Here is a 19,709-nt window from a genome sequence, read left to right as displayed (position 1 = left end):
GGAGAAAACAGAAGAAACACAGCAGATGGCCGCCTGATTCAATTCAGCCATACACCAGATTTGACTATTTCTCAATGACCTTGGAATTTAAACTTCAGGCTTGGCCAATTGTTCTGAATACCCTAAAAATGGCTTGGATAACTAAGAAAGCATTCTTCAACGTAATATCATTGCCGACTTTGATTTTATTAGTTTATTGTGCGCTCATATTTAAATACGCTAATAATATTGGATTTCCATTAATGTTATTATTTATGGGCATACTCGGTATCGGTTTTTCCTGGCTTGCAATAATGTGTCACCGTCTGATTCTTGTAAGTGATTTTAAGGTATCTAATAATTTAGACTTCAGAATGGGCGTGCGAGCGGCTAAGTTTTTAGCTATGAGTTTTCAGGTATTTATAGTCGCGTCGCTTGTCGAAACAATTGTTTTTATGAGTATGTTGTTTATGTTTAACGGGCACTTGCCCTCGATTGGGCTGGAGGATATAAGATTTTGGATAAAATTATTTTCTCTTGTTTTAGGTGGATATGTAACTGCAAGGCTCAGTTTGGTGTTACCCGCTACTGCTATGGACAAAAAAGTGAGTTTAAAGTGGTCTTGGGTTATTACTCGCGGTAATGGTTTTAACATGTTTGCCATAGTCTGTTTGTTTCCGCTGTTTTTTAATTTTATTATTACAATGCTTTGGCGTGAGAACGCTACCGACATTGAAAACGCCGTGTTATCAATTGCAACGTTTTTTGTTACGGCCATTGAGGTTATCGCTCTTTCACTTACTTATAAGGAATTTGAGAGCTTTTATAGTCAGTAGATGCGGTAAACAAGGTACACCGCGTAGATCGCTATTGGTGCGGTTCGTAAACTCAACATACCCTACTTACTGGAAGGCGGCATCGAGTACCATGGATGGTAAGCTTTGATCTATTCATTCCATTTGGATTTCGACATTCCCCGAGTGCTCAGAAGGTATGCCGAAATGACGATTTTGAGGATGAGAGACGCATTCAGCTGGGGCAGCTTGCGAATAAGGAATATCTTTAGGATAGAAATAAATGAAACCTCTGGAACCGAAAATTTATAGTCTCAAAGTTTGTTTCAAGCAGTCCGATTGTTTGCAAGTTAACCGTTTATGCAGTGATCTTGGGATTATGCCGGAGAATGTAAATGAGATTGGGGAGGATGACTGGGGGCATCGTGGTTATCTTGAGCTATGGTTTCAAGAAATTACAGACGAAAGCATCACTCTGCATATTCAAAAACAGCGCAACAAAACTGCAAAAAAGTACATGGAAAATCTGCAACAATTTTTTGACGACTTGTATTCCCTGGAATATGTTGAAGGTTTAGTTGATCTGAGTTAGTTGTTAATGTGTAGATGCAGTAATCAATATCCTCCCTCTAAAAAATCGATCATCCTGAAAAATATGACTACCACCGCCGTCCAAACCATCGCCCAACAAAGCCGTGCCGCGTCGCGCCAGTTAGCATCGGCCTCCGAATCGACACGCAATCTGGCTTTGGCGAAAATGGCCGAGGCGCTGGAGTCGGTCAAGCAGCAGGTGCTGGACGTGAACGCCCAGGAAATCGTCAAAGCCCGCGACGAAGGGCAGTCTGATGCGATGGTCAAGCGGCTGACGATAGACGACAAAACCTTTAATTACATGTTGTCGCGCTTGAAAAAAGTCGCGCAGTTGCCGGACCCGTTGAATCGGATACTGACCGGCCATACCAATCCGGCCGGCCTGCGGGTTTACAAAAAATCGGTGCCGCTTGGCGTGATCGGCATCATTTACGAGTCGCGCCCCAACGTCACCACCGATGCCGCCGGGGTGTGCATCAAAAGCGGGAATGCGGTGATCTTGCGCGGCGGCTCGGAAGCGCTGCAAACCAATACGATACTGACCGATGCGATGATTGCCGGTGCCGTCGCAGCCGGTCTGCCGGAACATGCAATCCAAATCATCCGCACGACCGGTCACGAAGCGGTCGGCGAATTGTTAAAAATGGACGAATACATCGACGTGTTGATTCCGCGCGGCGGCAAAGGCTTGATCAAGCGCATCGCCGAAGGCACGCGGATTCCGGTCATCAAGCATTATGACGGCATTTGCCACCTGTATCTTGCTGCCGATGCCGACCCGGTGCAGGCGGTCGCGCTGGCGGTTAATTCCAAATGCCAAAGCGTGCAGGTTTGTAATGCGCTGGAAACCTTGCTGGTGGACAGCGCATGCGCCGAACAATTGTTGCCGCTATTGCAAACCGCCTTTGTCGAAAACCGCATCGAACTGCGCGGCTGCGAACAAACCCAAAAGCTGTTGCCCGATGTTGCCCGAGCGACCGAAGAAGACTGGCATAGCGAATACCTAGCGCCTATTCTGTCGGTGAAGGTCGTGGACGGTATTCAACAAGCCATAGACCATATCAATCATTACGGCTCCGGCCACACCGACGGTATCGTCACGCAAAGCCTGAGCCTGGCCCGGCTATTTGAAGAGCAAGTGGATTCGGCGTCGGTCATGATTAACGCCTCGACCCGTTTGTCGGGCGGCGGCGATTACGGTTTGGGCTCGGTGGTGGGTATTAGCACCGATAAACTTCATGTGCGCGGCCCGGTCGGGCCGGATGAGCTCACCACCTATAAATGGGTGGCTTATGGGGATGGGCATTTGCGCGGATAGGGCCTTATCCAAGAGATAAATGCACGAAATGCCGATTATTTTTCTATTCGCAAACCAATACCCATGTGATCGGTAACAGCGGCGGAATATCTGCCGCCGCCGGTTACCGGCGTCGATTGCGAGAGGTAGACCACCTCCGCCAGTTTTAGGCTGGTGGTGTTATACACGGCCACATCGTATTTTTTAGTGGCAGTGCTGTTAGTCCCGTCAAAACTGCGTTGATGTGAGTCGAACGGATTTATGCTGCCGCCAGGATGGGCGTCGCTAAATTTGATGCCCAACGCTCGACTAAGTACCCTGGCAGTAAAGTCATTTGTCGGCTGATTTGTGTCTCCCATCACCACGTCAATCGGACCCAGTCCGACTTGAATCACCACGCTATTAATTTTCTGGTAATAGCTCATTAGGCTATCTTCGCTTTTGGCGATGGAATTGGGCACGTGTACGAATACCACGATGATGTTGTGACAGGCCACCGCCAACCAGCCGTCGCCTTCGCCCAGAAACTTATTGGCCGTGCCGCTAGTTGAATGGACGCTAAAGCAATTGCAGGCCTTGGAAGGCGAGGATGTATGAATCAATTGTCCGGCGTTGCTTTGCATGGATGTCCAGTCCGAATGGCTGCTATCCAGTTCGCCGCACACCAGTAAATCGACGCCGCCGAACGCGCGTATCAGGTTTTGGTAAATTTGCCGGACCTTATTGGCAACCATACTCGAGAAACTGTCGTTGCTGTGCTGGCCTTTATCCATGTATCCGGACGACGCTGTCGAACGCAGTTCGGCTGGCCCTTGCACCGGAATGTCCGGCGAAATATCGGGAGCGGTGGGCAGAACCAGATTCCAAGGGGCAGAGTTCTGCGCCAACTGGTCATGCGTCATTCTCGTGAAGTGCTGAGAATTGGATGCGCTGATACCGTGGTCCGTGCTGGAGTTGGAGTTAAGGGATTGGTACGCAATAATCGGCATGTTTATGTCCTCAAATCCAGTGAGATATTGTGTGGAAGTAGCGGGGATATCACACAGAGATATGTCAATGAGGATATTGTCCGCCGATGGTAGCAGTTTGTCCGGTGGCTCTCAATAGCCTGACTAGCGGCTCCGCTAATCAGGTAATTCAATATTTATAGTATGACTGGCGCCGAAACTTTTAATTTGCGATAGCTGCGCGTCATAACTAATTAGTTTTCGCCTCTACTAATATTATGCTGATGCTCAATCGATTCGGTTAAGTTATAGCCATTGTCATTAAATAAATCGCCGGTAAAAAACAAGCGCATATCGATAATCCAGCCAATTTTTCTTTGCTTGTTATTTTCGACAATAATAGTCGCCAGCTTTTGGTTGTTATCAATAACCTGGGTCACAATTGTCTTGGGATAGTCAGGGTCTTCTTTTAGCGCCCCGGATACTATGCGCTGAGCGGATTCTATAGTCAGTATCTGGGTTGTATTAGGTGTTGCCGTGTTTTTATCATTTATTAACGATTGCGCTTTAAAATAACCAATATCATAAGCAAACTTAAATATCAGACTAATTGCAATTGCCACGCCCCAAACGGACAGGCCAATTTTTAATCGTCTTCTAACGCGGGGGCTGGATAGTCTTTGGAGAAAAACTCTAAATTTCATTTTGTTGAGGTTATATGGCCTTATTTGCCGTTATTTGAATATTAATGGTTGCAGTTGTTTATAAATAAAAATTCAAGTCATCGATTATTTTGGCAGTTGCACAAAGCCATGCTGGTCTAGTGGGAAGAACGGATTGAAGCAAACCTCCCAAAGGAAGCCATCGGGGTCGGCAAAATAGCCCCTGAAGCCGCCCCAAGCGGCTTTTTCGCCGGAACGAATCAGCTTGCCGCCGGCCGAAACCGCTTCTAACAATGTTGTGTCGACGTCCTGTTCCGACGCGACGTTGTGAGCCAGGGAAAATCCGGGAAAGCTCGATCCCTCAGACGATATGTTCGCATCGTCCGCCAGCGATTCGCGGCCAAACAAGGCAAAGGCTATGCTCCCCACCTGAAAGAATGCTACTTCTTCCTGGCTGCCGGACGATTCTTGCCAGCCCAGTGCCTGGTAAAAGCGACGGCTCTGCTTCAGGTCGGCAACGCCTAGTGTGACAAAACTAATGGTCTGTTTCATGACATTCCTTGTTAGTAAAGATAGCCAATTTCGCGGCTCGCGCAGCGCCGATTATCCAATAGCGTCAGGGCTGACCATAAGCTTAACTAATTGGTTCCACTCTGCCAACAATCGGTCGATCCGGTTTTAAGGTAATACTGAACGCTTCTTTTACGGTAATGTCGGTTTCGAAGCTAAATTCTCTAATAAAACTGGCGATGATCAACAACATTTCCAGCTCGGCGAAATGCTTGCCTATGCAATTATGCACGCCGCCGCCGAACGGGAAAAAGGCATATTTGTGTCTTTCCGGCGGCTCTGTTTCCAGGAATCTATTCGGATTAAACTCTTCCGGCTTATCCCAAAGGTGAGGGTGATGGTGGGTGGTGTGCATGCTTAGCAAGACAGTAGTTCCTTTGGGAATGCCATAGTCGCCAAGCTCGATGTCCTGCACCGTTTGTGTGGACAGCGCCGATGTGGGCGGGTAAAGGCGCAAGGTTTCGTTTAGCGCGGCTTTGGTGTAGGTCAGTTGACCAAGATGAGATGCGCACAGCGGTTCATCCGGCAATTGGCGGATTTCATCGGCTATCTTGTTGCGCACTTCAGCATGCTTGCCGGTTAAATAAAAGAACCACAACAAGGTGTTGATAGTGGTTTCCTGGCCGGCGAAAAACAGATTGACGGCTTCATCTTGCAGTAGTTCGGCCGGCATCGTGTAGCCGGTCGTTCTGTCGCTAGACTGAATCAACTGCGATATCAGATCTTGCCCCGGATGCTTCTGTTTTTCCGCGATTTCCTGGCGGAGAAAGGCTTTCAGGTAATCGACAGCGGCATGGTAGCGTCTGGATTTCAATGGAATAAAGCGTTTCAAGCGGCTGCCGAAGATAATTTCGCTACCTAACTGTACCGGTAACTCCTGGCAGATTATTTCGATAACCTTGATCAGCTCCGCGCTATTGCTAATACTGTCCACCGATTTGCCGAGCAGGATGCGGATAAAAATCCGCTGAATCAGATTCTTAATCTCCATGGTTAAATTGACTTGACCATCTGCTACGTTTTTCAAGTTGCCCGCCACGGCGGCGGCTTCCTCGATCATAATCAACTCGTAATGCTTAACCGCCTCCTTGGTAAACAAGGGCTGCATCAAGCGGCGCTGCTTGCTCCACACTTCACTCTGGCTGTTAACCAAACCGTTGCCGAACAGCACCCGCTTGGCATCGTAAAGAAAGTCCCGGTTCAACAAACCCTTGCCTTCCAGGTTAAAGATTTGTTCGATGTATTCAGGGGCGCAGACGAACAATATTTTTCTGCCGAAAAGCCGCCCCATCACCAGATCGCCATATTGCTTGTGAATCCAGGCAAGGGTTGTCAGCGGCCGCCAGATCAATTGCATCATCGGTAGAATTACCGAATGTTCCGGCAGCGAGGTTTTTTTCGGTTGGGTTTGCGATGTCACGTGTGTCATTGTGTTGAAGCCGTCAATGATAGGGGATTGTAATTGTTCAGCGCGAATTACCACAAACCTTCTCCATCGGGATAGGGTCAGTTTTCAGAAGCTCGATCCGAACGGTATTCATCTGCAAATCCGGGACGGAAATTATTTGTCGGTTCGGCCTTAAATCGGCTATCTTCTAGCGACCAAATTGTAACTTTTCGGTTTTAACGAATGGACTCTGTTAATCAGCATGCTGTTGCCCAACCTTCGCCCGGAAGTGACTGGCAATCGCTGTGTAGCCGGACGGTATCGAAAATGCCATGACCGTCCAGCGGCGATCCAACTTCATTTTTTTCAATCTGCATGACCCGCAACTGTTGAGTTTGGGGTTGTTGGCGGAAAAGTACTTTGCCGACGATCCCAACACCTGTCTGCTCAAGCTGCGCCAGTTAGCCGTGTATCGGCGGACGTTGCTGCTGCCAGATCTACAGAAAAACCGCTCAAAACGCGTCAGTCGTCGCGCGCTAAAACCACCTCATCTTCTCAAATGGGTTAATCACAGGAGGATATATGAAAGGCAAAATCGGCCAATGGCATGATGACAAAGGGTTTGGCTTTATCTTTTCCGACGATGGCGCCGAGAAAGTGTTTTTTCATATTTCCAGCCTGAAAACCAGCAGCAGACGACCGCAAGTGGGTGACAGTGTCGTGTATGAATCTGCGTTGGACGCCAAGCAGCGTTTGCAAGCCAAAGCGGTGGTGATTGAAGGTTTGGCTGCGCAGGCGAGTCCACAAAGAAATTTAAAACCTATTCAGGTAAGCCCTCCTCGGAAAAATGCACTGGATTACTTACTGATGCTGATCGTGCTCGGTTGTTTGGGTAAATTGGGCTGGGATTTTTATCAGACGCGGCTGATAAATGAAGCAATGGCCCCTTACGCCATTGCTTTGGTAGTCGCCTTTCTAGTTCTCAATCGGCAAAAGAAACCCAAAGAAAAGCAGTTTAGCTGCGCCAGGTGCAATACAGTTGCCAATTTTGATGCTCGTACCATTCAAGCCTGGAACAACGGTTTTTTGAAGCTGTATTGCAATCCTTGCCATCAGCGTTGGCTGCGGGAAAATCCGGTTCAACCTGTTCATCGATATGCGGCAAGCCGTGGTAGCGGCTGCCTAGTGCTGTTATGTGTTTTTTCCGTGCTTCCTGTTTTAGCAGCGCTAGCCATATACAATTGGATGACATGAACCGGATCAAAGCAGGACTTGACTGATGAATTTAAACCAAATTTTGTTTGAAGCACTTGGTCCAATACTGACCCAGTATTGGTGGCTATGGTTGATGCTGGCTGTGTTAAGTTTCCTAAACACGCCTTCGATGAAAGGTGTTTTGGGTGAGTTTCAAGTCAATTTGATTGCTAAGTTGCGACTGGACCAGCAGGTTTATACGCTGTTCAAGAATGTGACTTTGCCAACTGAAGACGGAACCACGCAAATCGATCACGTCATCGTCTCGCGCTATGGGGTTTTCGTCATCGAAACTAAGAACATGAAAGGTTGGATATTCGGCAGTGAACAGCAAAAAACCTGGACTCAGAAAATCTACCGGCACACCAATACATTTCAAAACCCGCTGCATCAGAATTACAAACATACGCAAACCTTGCAATCGGCATTAGGTTTAACGCCTGACAAGCTGTTTTCAGTAGTGGTATTTATCGGCGATAGCGAGTTTAAAACACCTATGCCAGATAATGTGGTTTATGCCGGGGGATATATTCGGTTCATCAAGAGGAAACAGCAACCAATTCTGACTATCACCGAGGTCTTGCAGGTTTGTCAAAAACTCGAATGTGGTCGTCTTAAACCGTCGATTAAAACTCACGTGGAGCATGTCAAACACGTGAGAAATATTGTCGAACTAAAGCAGCAGCAAGCAGAAAATGCCTGCCCGAAATGCGGTAGACCAATGGTGCTGAGGACGGCAAAAAACGGCGAGAATCAGGGCAATCAATTTTGGGGGTGTAGCGGTTTTCCTAGGTGCCGAGCGGTGCGTCCAGCCTAGCTAAGGCGGATTGATGTCGAGGTTATTTTACTTTGAGTTGTTGAGGCAATTGATTCACCACAACCCCATCATCCCGCGCAAACTCTTCTCCACCGCGGCCAGTTCTGCGGCGGTGACGGCGGCGAGCGGGCCTTCGCCGAATCGGGAGCGGTCGATGGCACGCAGTTGTTCGGCCATGACGTAGCTGGTGGCTTTCAATCGGCCTTGCGGCGCAATCGGTATCCGCAACGGCACCAGACTCGGCCGAAACTGGCTGGTGAGCGGCACCACCACGATTGTTGGTAGGCCGCCGGTAATCATCGCTTCGTCCTGCAACACCAAGACCGGCCTGATCTTGCCAATTTCGGCGCCCTTATTGGGATTCAGATTGGCGGTCCATACCTCGCCGCGCTTCATCATTCCCACCACTTTTCGTCGGGGTCGATACCGGCAGCCCGCTCTTCAGCAATTAAGCGGTCGAGGGCGTCGTCCGCCGCGTCGAAATCTTCGGCAATTTGTAGTGCTTCCGCCTTGGCTCGCGGATCGTTAGCCATAGCGCGCGCCGCCGCCACCATCTCCGCCATAAATCGCTCACGCTCGCGGCGGGCCAGGTATTCGGTAATCGCCAAGCGGGCGATTTCCGATTGGCTTTTGCCCTCCAGTTGGGCTTCGGCTTTGAGATTGGCTTCCACATCGTCGGGTAAACGCAGGCTGATGGCTGGCATGGCAGACTCCTAAAAAAGTCAAAATGACATACAAATTGTATGACAAAACGTATAACAAACCAGCTTTTTCCGGCCTGTGCGTTATAACGACAAACGGCTGACCGAAGAAATACCCGTGTCGTTAGATCGTTCGGCTATTCCGGATTGATCATTGAGGCAGTCGTGCGATATGGGCAACCACCCCTGCTGCTTTAGCGTATCGCCAGAATTTTATTGATAGGGTTAAAGGCTTAAATCTAACGCGGTTTTAGCTAGGTGCTATTTTTACATGTACAGATTTTGATCGAGAGCGCCCTCAGCGCATATGCGTTTTTACGCTACTGTGCCCTCGTAGCCGATCTTAAATCGCTGAAATAACCTTTACCGAAATTCCTGCCATGAATGAAATTCTAAAGTTTCTGACCGACAATAATTTTATGCCGCACGGCTATTGCCTGAGCTGGTCGCCGGGTTTGTTGTGGACCTTCGTGATTAGCGATGGCTTGATATTCCTGTCCTACTTTTTGCTGCCGGTCGCCTTGGGTTATTTCGCGCGGCATCGGCAGGATTTTCCGTATGTCCGGGTGTTATGGTTGTTTGTGGTGTTCATTCTGGCCTGCGGTACGACTCATCTGATGGATGTCGTGGTGATTTGGGAACCACTTTACGGACTCGATGCCTTCGCAAAAGTGGTGACGGCGATGGTCTCGGTAGTGACGGTGGCGGTATTGATACCGCTGATTCCCAAAGCGCTGCAATTGCCCAGCCCCGCTCAGTTGCGCGCGGCCAACGAACAGTTGCAACAGGAGGTTGCCGAACGCGAACGGGTCGAGCAGGCGCTGAAAGCGGCGAACGTATTACTTGAGCAGGGCTTGGTAGCGGAGCGTACCCAGTTGGCGGCGCTGGTCAATTCTTCCGACGATGCGATTATCGGCAAAAATCTGGAGGGTATCGTCACCAGTTGGAACGGCGCGGCCGAACGCATATTCGGTTACAGCGCGGCTGAAATTATAGGCCAGCCGATTACGCTGCTGTTTCCATCCGAGCTGTTGGCCTCCGAAGCCGAGCTGCTACAGCGGATTGTTAACGGCGAGCGGATAAGCAATTACGAAACGCAGAGAGTGCGTAAGGACGGCAGCCTGATCGAGGTTGCCTCGACGATTTCGGCGATTAAGGATTGCGACGGCAATGTCATCGGCGCGTCCAAGATAGTGCGCGACATCACCGAGCGCAAGCGTATCAAGGCGGCGTTGCGGGAAAGCGAAGCTAATTTTCGCAAGTTGTTCGATGTGGCGCCGGTGCCGATGGCGCTGGTGGCCGCCGACGGTACGATGTCGGCCTTGAACCAGTCTATCGCCCGCACCTTTGGTTATACCTTGTCCGACATCCCAACCGTGCAAGATTGGTGGCGCAAGGCGTATCCCGATCCGGTTTACCGGCAATCGGTTTTCGACAACTGGCAGAATTTGCAGCGGCGCGCGGCAGAGCAGCAGGCCCCAATCGAGTCCCACGAATATCAGGTGACCTGTAAAAACGGTGAGGTGCGCACCGCCATCATCTCCGGCATTACGATGGGCGACAATTTATTGGCATCGCTGGTGGACATCACCGAGCGCAAGCGGGCTGAAGAGGAGCTGCGCAAATTATCCCTGGTGGTCGAGCAAAGCCCGGAAAGCATTGTTATCACCGATCTGGAGGCGCGCATCGAGTACGTCAACGAAGCGGTGATTCAAACTACCGGCTATACGCGTTCGGAGCTGTTGGGCCAAAAAGCCAGTCTTTTGAATTCGGGCAACACCAAGCCCGAGTATTTCGTGGCGCTCTGGGATAATTTAACCAATGGCCGGTCCTGGCAGGGCGAATTTACCAATAAGCGCAAGGATGGCCGCGAATTCGTGGAGTCGGCTATCGTGGCGCCGATTCGGCAGCAAGACGGCCGCATTAGTCACTATATGGCGATCAAGGAGGACATCACCGAAAAGAAACAGATGCTCGAAGAGTTGGAGAACTATCGCGAACATCTCGAAGAATTGGTGGTTGAACGCACCGAACAGTTGGCCGATGCGATGCAGGCGGCGGAAGTGGCCAATGTATCGAAAAGCGCATTTCTGGCGAATATGAGCCATGAAATCCGTACGCCGATGAACGCCATTATCGGTTTGACGCATTTGCTGCAAAATACCACGCTGGATGCCAAGCAGCGCGAGCAGTTGGCCAAGATTTCCGTTGCCGCCCAGCATTTGCTGGGCATCATCAATGACATTCTGGATTTTTCCAAGATCGAAGCCGGCAAATTGGTTCTGGACATCGGCGATTTCGATCTCGATCAGGTTTTTAAAAGTTTGAACGACCTGATTTGCGACCGCGCCGCCGAAAAAGGTCTGGAAGTGATAAACCGGATTGACCCGGCACTACCGGCGGTATTACGCGGTGATTCGCTGCGGTTGGGGCAGATTTTGCTTAATTTTGCCAGCAATGCCGTCAAGTTTACCGATGTCGGGCATATCGTGTTTCGGGCTAAATTGATAGCCAAAAATCCGGTGGGGATTTTGGCACGATTCGAAATCAGCGACACCGGCATAGGTATGAATGCCGAGCAATGCAGCCGCTTATTCCAAGCCTTCGAGCAGGCGGATTCCACCACGTCGCGCCGCTTCGGCGGCACAGGTTTGGGGTTAGCCATCAGCAAGCGCCTGATCGAAATGATGGGCGGCACGGTGGGGGTAGAGAGTGGACTGGGGTGCGGCAGTACGTTTTGGTTGGAGTTACCGTTCGAATATGCCGGTTCTGCTCAGCAATTGCCCAAACCGGATATTCGGAAAGGTTTAAAAGTATTGGTGGTAGACGATGTGACCGAGGCCCGCGAAGCCATCGCGCACATGCTGACTCGGTTCGAAGCCCAGGTGAGCGTGGCCGATTCCGGTCCGGTGGCCGTGCAAAATGTTGTCGATGCCCAGCAGGCGGATTCACCGTTCGATCTGGTGTTGATGGACTGGATGATGCCGGGGATGGACGGCATTCAAACCGCGCGCCGGATGGGCGAAATACTCGGCGAACCCTTACCGAAAATTGTACTGGTGACCGCCTATAGTTATGACGGCAGCGCCGAGGAATTACAAAACGCGGGGATTGTCGGGCATCTAGCCAAACCGGTGACGCTATCGACCTTACACGATGCGATTGCCGGGGCGCTATCCGGATGGCGGCAAAATACCCCTGCGGATGTGCGGCACTCCGATCTATCCAAGCTGAAAGGGCGGCGGGTGTTGTTGGCCGAAGACAATCTGATCAATCAGGAAGTGGCGTTGGAGCTGTTGCAGGACGCCGGTTTATTGGTCGATTTGGCCGAAAATGGCCGGGTCGCTTGCGATATGGCTGTCAAACAGGCATACGACCTGATTCTGATGGACGTGCAAATGCCGGAGATGGATGGCATCGCCGCCAGCTTGGCGATTCGGCGCATGCCGGGACGGGACAAGACCCCGATACTGGCGATGACCGCCAACGCGTTCGACGAAGATAGGCGCGCTTGCCTGAGTGCCGGGATGAACGACCATATCCCCAAACCCGTCAATCCCGAGGTGCTGTACGAAATGATGTTACGCTGGATGCCGCCGTTGGCGACGGTGGAGCCGGCCCGGGATTCTAAAACACCGGGCGACCAAAACGCTGGCAACGCGGCGCTGCACGAACGCTTGGCGAATATACCGGGCCTGGATCTACAGGCGGGTTTGCACAATCTGCAAAACAAGCTGCCGTTTTATCTGCGCCAGTTACGGCATTTTGCGCAGCGGCATGCGGCCGAAGCCGAGAATATCAGGCAGTTATTGGCGGTGGGCGATTGGGAAGCTGCGCAAAGAGCCGCGCATTCCCTTAAAAGCAGTGCCGCAACTTTGGGAATAACCCACATCCGGCAGACCGCCGAAGGCATCGAAATGGCCTTAAAACAGCAAGCAGCCGCTGCGGTCGATTCTTTGCAGCGTCCGCTCAAGCAATTGACCGAGCAGCTTGCCGCTTTCATCGCCCGGATTCTCGAGGTGTTGCCGAGTGAGCCGGCGCTTCAAGAGATTTCGCAGCCTAGTTATTCCGAAAAAGCGTTACGCGCGGTTGTCGAAGGTCTGCGGATATTACTGGAGGAAGGCAATATACAATCCCAAGTTTATGTACAAAACCACCAGGAGCAATTACGGCAAGCCTTGGGCCGCGAAGGCGTTGCGTCCTTGACACGGCATGTCGAGGTGTTTGCTTTCGATCAAGCCTTGGACGTTTTGCAGCGCCAGCCATACCCATAGCCAGCTAAGCGGGGTTTACCCATTTTTACAATTTACTGGCGCCGATTTAGTCATCTGTCGGCGATAATGGCATTATCGATAACCTGTCGCCGACCTTTTGCCGGAGTTGCAAAGTCATGCCCCAAGCTCATAAATTCTTTAAATCGCGTCACTTGCTCTTGTGCTGCTCGCTGCTGCTGTTGACCGCCTGTTCATCCAGACCGCCGCTGCCCAGTCAGGAAGATCAGCAGGAAAAGTTGAGCGAGGCCTTGGGCAATGGTGCCTACAAAACCGCGCGGAGTTTTGCTGTTGATGCTACGCACGATGTCTGGATTTATCAGCAAACGGCACTGGAAGTGGAACTGATCGGGCCGAGCACGCCGGGCAGTTATCCATTGATTATTTATCTGCCCAGCTTGGGCGAAGACGCTATAGCCGGGCGTTTGTGGCGGGAAACCTGGGCCAAGGCCGGCTATCTGGTGTTTAGCATGCAGCCGGTCCCGGTTAGCCAAGCCTTGAAGGCCCTGGAGGCTGAACGCCGCTTCGACGACCCCGAGGAGATACCGGATGACGAGAATGTAGAACTGGCGGATGAAAACATGGAGCTACGTCCGGACCAGGCCAGCGGCGGTTGGTTTGGTGACAAGCCGCGTCGGCAATCGCGGAGCGCGCGCGAAAGTGAGTTGCGCTACGTCGGTCATCAATATTTTGCCGTGGAGAATCTGAAAATCCGCCTGGAGCAACTGTTCTGGGCTTATCGGCAAGTGCAAACTCGAGCCGGTTTGCGACAACCACTGTATGCGTCTGCCGACTTAAGCAAAGTGATTCTGGCCGGCTACGATTTGGGCGCGCAAACCGTGACGGCGGCCTTGGGCGAGAATTTCGGTGCCGGTCTGCCGCATAGCGACGAACTCAAGCCGGTCGCTGCAATGGTGTTGAGCCCGTCGGTGGATTTGGCGGAAGGCAATGTTCGCAGCCGGTTTCAGGCTTTGCGTCTGCCCATGCTGACGATTACCGGCAGCGAAGATAACGACCCTTATGCGATCAGTTCGGCCGCGGTGCGCACGGCGGTTTGGGAGCAGGCTCCGGCCGGCGGCAAATATCTGTTGTTATTGCGCGGCGCCGGGCATCGCTTGCTGGCGGGCAACGAACTGGGCGGGCGGTTTGGCTTGAGCGGGGCGAGGCGCGGAGAATTTGGCATGGGTGGCATGGAATCGGGCGGCGGTCCCGGTGGGCATGGCGGTGGCGGTCGGCGCGGCGCGGCCGGGGGCAGTCCCAGCATGGGCTTGTTCGGCAAGCCGGAACGCCAGGATCCCAACCTGGGTTATAAACAGGTCGCGGCCATCGCCAGCGTGTCCAGTGCATTTCTGGATATGGTGATTAAAAAAGACGAGTTTGCCCAGGCGTGGTTGAACGAAAAAGCCGGAAAATGGCTGGACCGGGCGGGCACGCTACAAACGCGATAGGGCGTATCCGGTAGCTATGCCTTTCGCACTGCAAATTTCGGCACATTCGCTCCTTCGCTCTCAGGGCAATGCCGTTAAGTTGAGAACTTGTAGGTGCGAATTTATTCGCACCATGGGCGCCAAACTTCGAATAAATTCGACCCTAATGTGCAACTCTTAACTTAACGGCATTGTCCTGTAGAGGGTTGGGGAGAGGGAATCAAAAAACCGAAATTTAAAGTGTGATGAATATATTTAGCTGTCTCGCAGATACCGTCGCTCCCGCGAAGGTGGGAGTCCAGGGCGCTATTTGGGGCGGAATGACTAATCCAGGGAATTTAAGAGCCGGGTCAATAGGAAGAAAGTTCGGAGCGAAAGGTTGGGCTATGCCGAGGTCGGCCAGCCCAACATCCGTCAAGCGTTTATCAGACGGAAGCTTCGCGGCGGCGACCCAGCCAAAATAGCCCGGAGAAGCCGGACAAAGCCAACCACAAAGCCGACGGCAGCGGCACCTGGGAGATACTGACGTTGTCCACGCCAAAATTGAAGGGACCGACATTATCGGTTTCGGCAAAGCGCAGGCGTAAGGTCTCGCCCTGATGCGCTTGCAGCAAGGTGGTGATGTCGATCAAGAACGGCGTGTAGCCGGATACGAGCGGATCGCCGGTATTGGTTTGAAACAGGTTTTGTAAAACCGTGGTGCTGAACGGATCGACTGCGGTACTCAAAATGTCGACGCGCGCTTGCTGGTTGAGATTGGTCGAGCCTGGCGTACCGGTTGCCGCCCAATCCAGATGCCCCGGATTGTAATAGTTGTCAGCACCGTTGTTCAGATACAAAGAAAACGCCAGACTGGTAATGCCCACGCCGGTCGGCACCACAAAGTCCTGATACAAGACATGGCTGCCGCCGGCTTCGGCGTCAGTCATTGCCGCAAAACTACCTGCCACCGGTGCTTCTACCGCAAAACCGTTTACCGGACTGCTGGTCCCGCTTTGTTGGAAAAAAGTGCCGTTGCTACCGAGTTGATCGGCACGTGTCCAGTTGTTAAAACCCGACTCGAAACCGCCGTTTACTAGCAAATTGGCCTGACTCGGCATGGAAAAACTGCCGATCAATATCCCCAAGCATGCCGCTGACTTTAAATTGCTGAAAGTGTTCATAAAGTGTTGCTCCTGTTGGTGTTACGGCTTACGGCTGATGCGATAAATGCTGCTGTCGCTTATGGACACAACGTACAAATTGCCGTCCGGGCCTTGTTCAATATCGGTAGTCGTGCCGAAGCCGCTGCCGATTTTTAAGGTTTCGCTTTCGGTGCCGTCGAATTTTTGCGCACGAAACAGATTGTCGGCGACTTTATCAGCCAAGCGCGGGTCGGTGCTGACATCGACATGCAATCTATCGGCCGTCAACTTGATACGGTACAAGCTGCCGCCATTCGCGCCCACTTGCGCAAAGCCTCTGGAAGAACCCATCCACAGCGTGCCGTTATACTCCGCCCCCAGCGCATCGCCATCGACAAAGGCCGTGCCGGCGGGGCCGATCTCGTATTTCCAGCTCAGTTCCGGATCGACATAAATCGAACCCGGTAGTGCCATTAACCTAGCTTTGCCGAGAGCTGACGTGTAGGCAATTCGGGTTGGTGGGTAACGCACCTGTTGCATGGCGTTATTGAATTGCGTGGTTTCTATGGCTTTAAACTGCGAAATTCGGCTGGCCGGTCCGGCAAACTGGATCCAGCCGCCGTTCATGCCGGGAATGACGCGATTCAATTCGCTGAAGGCGTCGTCGGCATTTTCGGTTTCCCACAAGTGGCCGGAGGCGGGGTCAAAGGCCATGCCAAAACCGTTGCGATGACCATAGGAATAAATCTTCTGGATATTGGCGCCAACATCGCCGCCGATCCCCGCGCCGGCCGCAAAAAACGGATTATCTACCGGTGCATTGCCATTGGTATTGATACGTAAAATCACGCCGGACAAGTGCACGTCGTCCGGCTCCGGGCCGCCGTAGGTATCGTCTATTAACGGTGCTTTCAGGAATGGACCATTGCTAAGATTCTGCATCCATCCTCGGCGTCCCAGGTCCCCCGTATAGACATAGAGATGGCCGTCCGGGCCGAATTTGATTACTCCGCCGTTATGATTACCTTGCGGATTGGCGTTGGCGCTGGGCGGTTGCCCGGCGACCTGGATGTTGTCGGTTTGCAGCGCGCGCAGCTTCAATATATTTTGGTCAAATACCAAGCGGCCGCCGCCGCTAGGGTCCCAGCGAAAGCGGTCGATGCGATTTCCCAATACAGGGACTTCCAAGGCTACTGTCGAATCGGCCCCGGTGCTGCTCTCGGTCCAGCGGATAAAGACTTCCGGTACTTCGGGAAATTGCGGGTGCAATACCATGCTTAGCAGGCCGCGTTCGGAATTTGAATTGACCGCCAAGTCCAACACCGGTGTTGCTTGCACGCTTCCGTTGATCACTCGCTTGATTTGCCCGGAGGCTTTTTCCAGCACCAGCATATCGTTGGCCGCCAAGAACACCACGCCAATCGGCTGACTGAGTCCGCTGACCGCCACACCGACCTGTAAATTAGGGTCCAGAACGGTGGCCGGAATCGAGTCGGCGTTGACCGGGCCGGCTAGAGTTGCGGCAATACTTATTGCCGTCGCCAAGGTCTTGAAAGGCGCGATGTTACGCGGTCGGGAGTTGAATTGATGAGCGATGTTGCCGGGAGTTTGCAGTGATGTTATCCGGTTCATAAGTATTGCCCTCGGGAAAGAAGAAGGAATGTGAAACCAATGCAGCGCGGACCGGTAAAACTTGTTTTATGCCGCAGCCAACGCTGGTTTATCGGCACACCCAATTGAAAAGCGTCAGCTTTTTACCCCGATCAACCCCATTGCCAACGAAACGGCACTAGCTTTCACAGTGGGTGAATTCCGGTTTATAGCACAAAGGTTCAATGGCGAAATTAAAAAATTTATCTGATTAGAAAGATGTGGCAGCGGTACAGCCTTCGCGGGAGCGAAGATATTTAAGGGGTGGGTTAATAATTTAAGTCATCCCGTTAAAAAACCTCAGGCAAATATATTTTTGCCTCAGGCAATAACCCTGGAAACGAGCCTTTACGGATGTTAAAGAACAGCAACTCCGGCAGGCTGACGACAATGCCTTTCAAGCCTTTGCGAAGGTTGTCCCCGTCATCCCAGGGCCAGCTAAAGAAACCGTATAGGCCCTGGCCGCCGGCTATGGCCAGATTGAAGCTACCCAGCAGCGGCCTGGGCCAGATTTGATCTTGAGTAAAGAATAAAAACGCCGCGTCTTCCCGGTTCCGGCTGTAAATCGTCGAACTAAGAGTATTGGATTCCTGCAAATCCACCTGCCATTGCGGCATTTGCCGGTAACGCAGTTGACGCTGTTGCTCTCTGTAGGGCGCGCGCTGGAAGCTGGCGCTTAGTCGATACGTGTCTGCTATCTGGGCATAGGCAACAAACGGAATCATGTTCAAGCCGCGTTCATCAAGGTAACCGCCCAGCAGGCGTTGCGACGCTTGATTTGGACTTTCCTCGGCCGTAGCCGAGATGCCGGCAACCGTCTGGTTGATGACCCGAAAGATTTCGGTGACGCAATTGCGGCTAAGTAGGTTATAGCCATACAAGGATTGCAATTGGCTTTGATATGTTTCGATTTCCTGCGTTACGCTGTTTTGGAAATGTGCCAATTCGCTAGCCGGTAGCGGCAGACCAATCAATTCTGCGGCTGCCGGCCGCGACGGGGTTGTGGTCAATGGCAGCAATTTTAAAGCATGCCGGTCTGCGTTTGGCTTATGTGATTGTATTAGCGCCGTCGCGCTCAGCTCAAGTTCCGAGTAAGCAATTTCATCCAGCGCTGCGGGGCTGTCGAGGTGTCCGGAGGCCGCCGCAAATACCTGTTGAGTGTATTGCAACGCTGCCGGCAAGTTGTCTTCATCGATAATAGTGGCTTGTAGGTCGTCACTTTCGGAGCGGCTGCGGTCCAGCACGGTTAGATAGCCAGAGGCGACGGTATGGTCCAGAGCATGCAAACGGGCCATACCCACCAGCAATGGATAACCCCAGTCGCTGCGCCGGCTGCGCATCAGGGTTATTAAATCGGCAAACAAACGCTGCCTAAAATCTTGTAGCTTGTTGCGCTGCGCCGCGTTGAGTTTGAATGTCGCCTCCGGAATTTGTAACAAACTCTCGGTGCGCGGCGACAGCCTAGCTTGCAGCATATCCAGCGCAGCAAGATTCAGCAACTGATTACGGTATTGCTCGGCAAACGAACTGTTCGTGGCCGTAAAGTGCGTATCGGTTGGTTCGCTAATTGTGGAGTTACCCGCTACGTCCGGTTTCAGGGCTTGTAGGGTTTGCCAAACTTGCATGCGCTTGGTCGCCAAAAAATCCTCGCCATACTGATTAACGATTGCTTCGTGCAATTGTTGTAGCACTTGGCTGGTGTTGCTGTGTTTGCCATCCTCGACAGAGAAGGCTTCAGCCGCCCGGTATTGCGTCAAAAAATAACCTAATCCTTTTAGGGGCAGCGGCGGTGCAGACCCAAGGTTTTGCAAGCCTGAAACCAGCACTTGGTCGTCGTGCAGGGCTTGTAATAGCAATAATTGCTGGTTTTGAATGAGCAGGCGGCGACCAAAGGCATCCCGCAACGCTTGAAAAAAGTCGTCTGAAACGTCGATGCGGTGACCGTAAATGTTGCGGTTTTCCTGATAGCCGTAGGCAAATTCGAAAGCCGCCGCATCGTTGCGATACAGGCGCAGCAAGCCGGGCTGGATGTGCTGAAAATGAAAGACTTGCCGGTCGAATTTAATGGCGGCGTGACCGCCGCTGGCGCTGCCTTCGTTGGCGTCTACGTACAGGAATTCGAAGTGACGACTAACGTCCGCTTCCGCAACGGCTATCCAAAGACAATAGCTCAGCGCCAGCGCCCACTTTGCGAATTTCAAGCCAGCAGCTGGCATGGCTTAGTGGGCGGGCGGGGGC

The 19,709-nt window shown here is 52.0% G+C and carries 17 protein-coding genes; 8 read left to right on the top strand and 9 right to left on the bottom strand.

Annotated features, from left to right (window positions below; genetic code table 11):
* The 3 genes from A1332_RS20555 to A1332_RS20545 form a co-directional block, all read left to right on the top strand.
* The coding region (locus A1332_RS20555) for a hypothetical protein (RefSeq protein WP_231890377.1) at window positions 1–815 on the top strand (815 nt) is incomplete at its 5' end.
* A gap of 241 nt (window positions 816–1,056) precedes the next feature.
* Window positions 1,057–1,365, top strand: coding sequence for a hypothetical protein (locus tag A1332_RS20550; protein WP_064010297.1), 309 nt, complete (start codon window positions 1,057–1,059; stop codon window positions 1,363–1,365).
* Between the two features lie 63 nt (window positions 1,366–1,428).
* Window positions 1,429–2,682, top strand: coding sequence for a glutamate-5-semialdehyde dehydrogenase (locus tag A1332_RS20545; RefSeq protein ID WP_064010296.1), 1,254 nt, complete (start codon window positions 1,429–1,431; stop codon window positions 2,680–2,682).
* 35 nt (window positions 2,683–2,717) lie between these two features.
* Here A1332_RS20545 and A1332_RS20540 read toward each other — a convergent pair whose 3' ends face one another.
* From A1332_RS20540 to A1332_RS20525, 4 genes are all read right to left on the bottom strand, one after another.
* Window positions 2,718–3,650, bottom strand: a complete 933-nt coding sequence (locus A1332_RS20540; protein WP_064010295.1) for a hypothetical protein — start codon at window positions 3,648–3,650, stop codon at window positions 2,718–2,720.
* A gap of 212 nt (window positions 3,651–3,862) precedes the next feature.
* Complete coding sequence (locus tag A1332_RS20535; RefSeq protein WP_064010294.1) at window positions 3,863–4,312, bottom strand: hypothetical protein; 450 nt, start codon at window positions 4,310–4,312, stop codon at window positions 3,863–3,865.
* A gap of 84 nt (window positions 4,313–4,396) precedes the next feature.
* Window positions 4,397–4,822 carry a VOC family protein gene (locus A1332_RS20530; RefSeq protein WP_064010293.1) on the bottom strand — a complete coding sequence of 142 codons (426 nt, stop codon included), beginning with the start codon at window positions 4,820–4,822 and terminating at the stop codon, window positions 4,397–4,399.
* Window positions 4,823–4,904: 82 nt separating this feature from the next.
* The gene (locus A1332_RS20525) at window positions 4,905–6,269 is read right to left on the bottom strand and encodes a cytochrome P450 (RefSeq protein WP_064010299.1); all 1,365 of its coding nucleotides are present in this window, start codon (window positions 6,267–6,269) and stop codon (window positions 4,905–4,907) included.
* 290 nt (window positions 6,270–6,559) lie between these two features.
* On the opposite strand from A1332_RS20525, the gene A1332_RS20520 reads away from it, so the two are divergent.
* Genes A1332_RS20520 through A1332_RS20510 form a run of 3 tightly spaced genes read left to right on the top strand, consistent with a single transcriptional unit; the run spans window position 6,560 to window position 8,298 of the window.
* Window positions 6,560–6,838, top strand: a complete 279-nt coding sequence (locus A1332_RS20520; protein WP_064010292.1) for a hypothetical protein — start codon at window positions 6,560–6,562, stop codon at window positions 6,836–6,838.
* Window positions 6,810–7,481, top strand: a complete 672-nt coding sequence (locus A1332_RS20515; protein ID WP_064010291.1) for a cold shock domain-containing protein — start codon at window positions 6,810–6,812, stop codon at window positions 7,479–7,481. The genes A1332_RS20520 and A1332_RS20515 overlap by 29 nt, the downstream gene beginning before the upstream one ends.
* A gap of 25 nt (window positions 7,482–7,506) precedes the next feature.
* Window positions 7,507–8,298 (top strand): nuclease-related domain-containing protein, encoded by a 792-nt coding sequence (locus A1332_RS20510; RefSeq protein ID WP_064010290.1) that lies wholly within the window; start codon window positions 7,507–7,509, stop codon window positions 8,296–8,298.
* Between the two features lie 54 nt (window positions 8,299–8,352).
* Here the strand turns inward: A1332_RS20510 and A1332_RS20505 are convergent, their stop codons facing one another.
* Window positions 8,353–8,697, bottom strand: a complete 345-nt coding sequence (locus A1332_RS20505) for a type II toxin-antitoxin system PemK/MazF family toxin (protein WP_197491523.1) — start codon at window positions 8,695–8,697, stop codon at window positions 8,353–8,355.
* Complete coding sequence (locus A1332_RS20500; RefSeq protein ID WP_064010288.1) at window positions 8,694–9,002, bottom strand: ribbon-helix-helix protein, CopG family; 309 nt, start codon at window positions 9,000–9,002, stop codon at window positions 8,694–8,696. Before A1332_RS20500 ends, A1332_RS20505 begins: the two co-directional genes overlap by 4 nt.
* Before the next feature lie 377 nt (window positions 9,003–9,379).
* On the opposite strand from A1332_RS20500, the gene A1332_RS20495 reads away from it, so the two are divergent.
* Both A1332_RS20495 and A1332_RS20490 read left to right on the top strand, forming a co-directional pair.
* On the top strand, window positions 9,380–13,273 hold the full coding sequence (locus A1332_RS20495; RefSeq protein WP_064010287.1) for a PAS domain S-box protein: 3,894 nt from the start codon (window positions 9,380–9,382) through the stop codon (window positions 13,271–13,273).
* Window positions 13,274–13,389: 116 nt separating this feature from the next.
* Entirely contained in the window at window positions 13,390–14,718 is a 1,329-nt protein-coding gene (locus A1332_RS20490) for an alpha/beta hydrolase (protein WP_064010286.1), read from the top strand.
* A 404-nt stretch (window positions 14,719–15,122) separates the two neighbouring features.
* Here the strand turns inward: A1332_RS20490 and A1332_RS20485 are convergent, their stop codons facing one another.
* The 3 genes from A1332_RS20485 to A1332_RS20475 all read right to left on the bottom strand — a co-directional run bounded on the left by A1332_RS20485 (window position 15,123) and on the right by A1332_RS20475 (window position 19,672).
* Window positions 15,123–15,860, bottom strand: a complete 738-nt coding sequence (locus A1332_RS20485) for a hypothetical protein (RefSeq protein ID WP_064010285.1) — start codon at window positions 15,858–15,860, stop codon at window positions 15,123–15,125.
* A 21-nt stretch (window positions 15,861–15,881) separates the two neighbouring features.
* Window positions 15,882–17,453: a PQQ-dependent sugar dehydrogenase gene (locus A1332_RS20480; protein ID WP_064010284.1), complete on the bottom strand. Its 1,572-nt coding sequence runs from the start codon at window positions 17,451–17,453 to the stop codon at window positions 15,882–15,884.
* 308 nt (window positions 17,454–17,761) lie between these two features.
* Window positions 17,762–19,672, bottom strand: coding sequence for a hypothetical protein (locus A1332_RS20475; protein WP_157204072.1), 1,911 nt, complete (start codon window positions 19,670–19,672; stop codon window positions 17,762–17,764).
* Window positions 19,673–19,709: the final 37 nt, after the last annotated feature.

This window comes from Methylomonas methanica (assembly GCF_001644035.1).
Lineage (GTDB): Bacteria > Pseudomonadota > Gammaproteobacteria > Methylococcales > Methylomonadaceae > Methylomonas > Methylomonas methanica_A.
The sequence above is the reverse complement of the archived record's forward strand: the minus strand, read 5'-3'. Positions and strand labels throughout refer to the sequence as shown.

Bases quoted from the DNA above. Each gene is read 5' to 3' on its own strand.
- A1332_RS20490 (WP_064010286.1), top strand. From the start codon at position 13,390: ATGCCCCAAGCTCATAAATTCTTTAAATCGCGTCACTTGCTCTTGTGC.
- A1332_RS20505 (WP_197491523.1), bottom strand. From the start codon at position 8,697: ATGATGAAGCGCGGCGAGGTATGGACCGCCAATCTGAATCCCAATAAG.
- A1332_RS20535 (WP_064010294.1), bottom strand. From the start codon at position 4,312: ATGAAATTTAGAGTTTTTCTCCAAAGACTATCCAGCCCCCGCGTTAGA.
- A1332_RS20495 (WP_064010287.1), top strand. From the start codon at position 9,380: ATGAATGAAATTCTAAAGTTTCTGACCGACAATAATTTTATGCCGCAC.
- A1332_RS20540 (WP_064010295.1), bottom strand. From the start codon at position 3,650: ATGCCGATTATTGCGTACCAATCCCTTAACTCCAACTCCAGCACGGAC.
- A1332_RS20530 (WP_064010293.1), bottom strand. From the start codon at position 4,822: ATGAAACAGACCATTAGTTTTGTCACACTAGGCGTTGCCGACCTGAAG.
- A1332_RS20485 (WP_064010285.1), bottom strand. From the start codon at position 15,860: ATGAACACTTTCAGCAATTTAAAGTCAGCGGCATGCTTGGGGATATTG.
- A1332_RS20515 (WP_064010291.1), top strand. From the start codon at position 6,810: ATGAAAGGCAAAATCGGCCAATGGCATGATGACAAAGGGTTTGGCTTT.
- A1332_RS20550 (WP_064010297.1), top strand. From the start codon at position 1,057: ATGAAACCTCTGGAACCGAAAATTTATAGTCTCAAAGTTTGTTTCAAG.
- A1332_RS20525 (WP_064010299.1), bottom strand. From the start codon at position 6,269: ATGACACACGTGACATCGCAAACCCAACCGAAAAAAACCTCGCTGCCG.
- A1332_RS20520 (WP_064010292.1), top strand. From the start codon at position 6,560: ATGACCGTCCAGCGGCGATCCAACTTCATTTTTTTCAATCTGCATGAC.
- A1332_RS20510 (WP_064010290.1), top strand. From the start codon at position 7,507: ATGAATTTAAACCAAATTTTGTTTGAAGCACTTGGTCCAATACTGACC.
- A1332_RS20480 (WP_064010284.1), bottom strand. From the start codon at position 17,453: ATGAACCGGATAACATCACTGCAAACTCCCGGCAACATCGCTCATCAA.
- A1332_RS20545 (WP_064010296.1), top strand. From the start codon at position 1,429: ATGACTACCACCGCCGTCCAAACCATCGCCCAACAAAGCCGTGCCGCG.
- A1332_RS20500 (WP_064010288.1), bottom strand. From the start codon at position 9,002: ATGCCAGCCATCAGCCTGCGTTTACCCGACGATGTGGAAGCCAATCTC.